The 3,379-nt window shown below is 70.9% G+C and carries 3 protein-coding genes; all 3 read left to right on the forward strand.

The genetic code is table 11. The features are described 5' to 3' along the window. Positions 1–1,046 (forward strand): alpha/beta hydrolase (locus tag AOK16_RS23530; protein ID WP_240483722.1); only part of this gene is annotated, 1,046 nt, incomplete at its 5' end. A 146-nt stretch (positions 1,047–1,192) separates the two neighbouring features. After that, positions 1,193–1,678 (forward strand): hypothetical protein, encoded by a 486-nt coding sequence (locus AOK16_RS23535; protein WP_055474144.1) that lies wholly within the window; start codon positions 1,193–1,195, stop codon positions 1,676–1,678. A 91-nt stretch (positions 1,679–1,769) separates the two neighbouring features. Continuing rightward, a complete protein-coding gene (locus tag AOK16_RS23540) occupies positions 1,770–3,212 on the forward strand; it encodes an MFS transporter (RefSeq protein WP_055474145.1) in 1,443 nt (480 codons plus the stop codon). The last annotated feature ends 167 nt before the right edge of the window (positions 3,213–3,379 follow it).

Genomic DNA, 3,379 nt, shown 5'->3' on the forward strand with positions numbered 1-3,379 from the left:
CCCCCACCCTCCGCACCGAACTCCTCACCGACCACCCCGCCGCCCTCGGCAACCGCGACGGCATCCCGTCCGCGATCAGAGACCGCGCCAACCGCGTCAATCTGACCCGCCTGATAGCCGAATACGAGGCGAGAGGCCATCTGTCGGCAGCGGACCGGAAGATCTTCGACGGCTTGAAAACCATTCGGAAGCGACTGGACGACGACGCCGAAAAGGCTCCGCCTCCCCTCCTCCTGGGAATCGGAAAGGAGGGACAGGGCCGGGCCGTTCTGGCGTACGGAAATCCAGACGTGGCCGACAACATCGCCGCCTATGTCCCCGGTCTGAATACCGGGCTCGACGACATCGGCGGGGGCGACGGCACGCGCGCGTGGAACGTCGCGGACACCGCGCACAGTGTCGACAACGACCACAGGACGTCCGCCATCGTCTGGCTCGGCTATGACGCGCCGCAGTTCGAATGGACCGCGGATCCGGGCAACTGGACCACGGGTTCGGGCAACCTGGCGGTGATGACCGACGACAGAGCCGTACGCGGCGGCACTGACTTCGGTCAATTCCTGAACGGGCTCCACGCCACTCATGAGGGTGAGAGTCCGCACGTCACCGCCATCGGGCACAGTTACGGCTCGCTCACCGTCGGACAGGCCGCGCAGCACGGGGGCGGGCTCCCCGCCGATGACATCGTGCTGGTCGGCAGCCCCGGTACCGGGGCGGAGAGCGCCGACCGACTGGGCGTGGGGGCCGACCACGTATGGGTAGGTTCCGCCCGGAACGACCCGGTCACGCATCTGCCGTCTCCTCTGGAGGCGGTGGGCGGTCCGCTGGGCGCGGGAGTCGCGCACGCCCTCGACCCACGGGAGATCTGGTTCGGCCAGGACCCGGCCGGCGAGGAATTCGGAGCCCGGCGCTTCAGCGTCGCCGAAGGAGACGTGGCCCATGCGCACTCGAACTACTTCGACCGCGGCGGAGGCGGATCCCTGGAGAACATCGCGAACATCGTGACCGGAAGGTACGGAAGCGTTTCAGGAGATACCCCCCGATGAATGACCTTCGGCGACCGGCCGCCCCCTTCGCGGTAGCGGCGCTGTTCCTCCTCACCACGGCGATCACGGGATGCGGCAGTAGCAGCGGAAAGGGTGGTGGCGGTGATGGTGAGAAAACCCCTTCAGGAAAGGACCGTTCTGCGTCCATGAAAGCCCTCGACGCAGCTCAACGACTGGACGAACTCCTCGACGACACGACAACCGCCATCAGGCCGAAGCTGAAATGGCGCGACGGCTCGACCGAAGTGCTCCAGCGCAATGACGCGGCCCTCAACGAGCCCAACGGGGAGGCGACCGTCTCGAAGACGCGGTACGTACGGACCAAGGTGTCCCCCGCGAAACTCGACCGCCTCCTGAAATCGGTCGCCGACCGCTGGAAGGAATCCGGCTACGAGGTCAAGGACACCGCCCCGAAGCAACCGGGCTTCGCCGGCCGGGCCCCCGACGGCTTCTCCGTACGCTGCGCGGTGGGCGGCTCGGGAAACATCTACTTCGACGCCGCCAGCTCAGCCGTAGAGGACCCCGGCTACAGCGGAACGGTCCCAGGCGAAAAGGGCGACCGCATCCCCAAGGACCCGGACGGCTACCCGCTCCTGAAACCAGACGTGACCGATCCGTATTGGTCGGCCTGACCGTCGGCCTGACCGTCGGCCTGACCGTAAAGCCCCACCTCGGCACCACTGCCGGGATCGCCAAGGCCGGACCGGCGTGCGACGCTGAGATGTGGCTGGGCACACGCAGGTCGCCGGGCCCCGGTCCGGCCCGGGGCGCTTCTCGCGCCGGGAACGGGCGGTCATCGCCGCGGCGGCGCTGTCCATGTTCATCGCGCAGATGGACTGGTTCGCCCTCGACCTCATGATCCCCGTCATCGCCCGCGACTTCGGCGCATCCTCCACCGACCTGCAGTGGCTGGTCAGCGGCTACATGCTGGCGCTGGGCGCGCTGATGATCGTCGGCGGCCGGGCGGCCGACGTACGCGGGCGGCGGCGCGTGATCGTCACGGGTCTGGTGGGCTTCGCGCTCGTGTCGGCGGTGTGCTCCGCGGCGCAGAACCCGGCCTGGCTCATCGCGGCCCGCGTGGTGCAGGGCGCCACCGTCGCGCTCATCTTCCCGGTGGCCGTGGCGGTGGTCGCCGCGCACTTCCCGGACGCCCGCCAGGGCCGGGCGGTGAGCACCGTCCTCGCGTGCAGCGCGGTCGGCACCGCCCTCGGTCCGTTCGTCGGCGGGGTCTTCGCCGAGCACGTCAGCTGGCGGGCGGTGTTCCTGCTCAACATCCCGCTGTGCGCGGCAGCCGTCCTGCTGATGCTGCGCTTCGTGCCGGAGACCCGCGACACGACCGCCTCCCGCCACCTGGACCTGCCCGGCGGCCTCACCATCGCCGCCGGGCTGACCTGCGTCCTGCTGGCCGTCGACCAGGGCGGGGCCTGGGGCTGGGGCTCCGCGCCGACCATCGCCCTGCTGCTGGCGGGCGCGGCCCTGCTCGCCCTGTTCGTGGCCGTGGAGCGGCGGGCGCGAGAGCCGCTGATCGACCTGTCGCTGTTCCGCAGCACCCCGTTCGACGTCATCACCGCCGCCGGATCGCTCTCGAACGTCGTCTACTGCCTGATCGCCGTCCTGTCCGCGCTCTATCTCCAGCAGGCCCGCGGGCTGTCCCCGCTGACCGCGGGCGTGGTCTTCCTCGCGCTCTCCGGCGGTGTGGGTCTTGCCAGTTACCGTGCGGGCCCCCTGGCCCAACACCGGCGGCCCGAGGCCCTGATGGCCGCAGGCATGGCCACCAGCGGGACCGCGCTGCTCGCGCTGACGTGGGTGCGCCCGCTGGGCTGGTACGCGGTGGTGTTCGCGGTGTGCGGGCTCGGCGTCGGCCTCGGGTGGGCCCTGACGAACGTGGCCACGCAGTCGTACGTCCCCGAGGGCCGCCGCGGCGCCGCTTCCGGCGTCGTCCTGACCTCGCTGGTCCTGCTGGGCGCCGTCGCGGTCGCGGTGGCGGCCACCGTACTGGAGGCGATCAGCGACTCGGCGGCCGAGGCCGCCGCCGACGGGGCGGCGATCGAGACGGTCCTACGCGGCACGGCGGGGCTGGCACTCCTGGGGGCGGCGGGGCTGCTGGCGCTGATGCGGTTCTCCCACCGCACCGGGCCTCCCGCCAACTCACCTCCTGCTGAGTGACGTTGAGAGACGCCGACTCGGTCCGCTTGGTCCGGTTGCCACTCGGACCACCATGGCTCCCCCGTCCCGCCGCCCTAACCCGCCTCCCCCGGCCCGGAATTCGGCCGCGCCCGGCCGTCCCCGGTCAGTCCTCTCGTGCGGCCCTGCCCGCCTCCCTGCGGCCATCG

It is taken from the genome of Streptomyces pathocidini, assembly GCF_001418495.1.
GTDB lineage: Bacteria > Actinomycetota > Actinomycetes > Streptomycetales > Streptomycetaceae > Streptomyces > Streptomyces pathocidini.

Excerpts from the sequence above, each read along its gene's own strand:
- AOK16_RS23535 (WP_055474144.1), top strand. The coding sequence starts at position 1,193 with ATGAAAGCCCTCGACGCAGCTCAACGACTGGACGAACTCCTCGACGAC.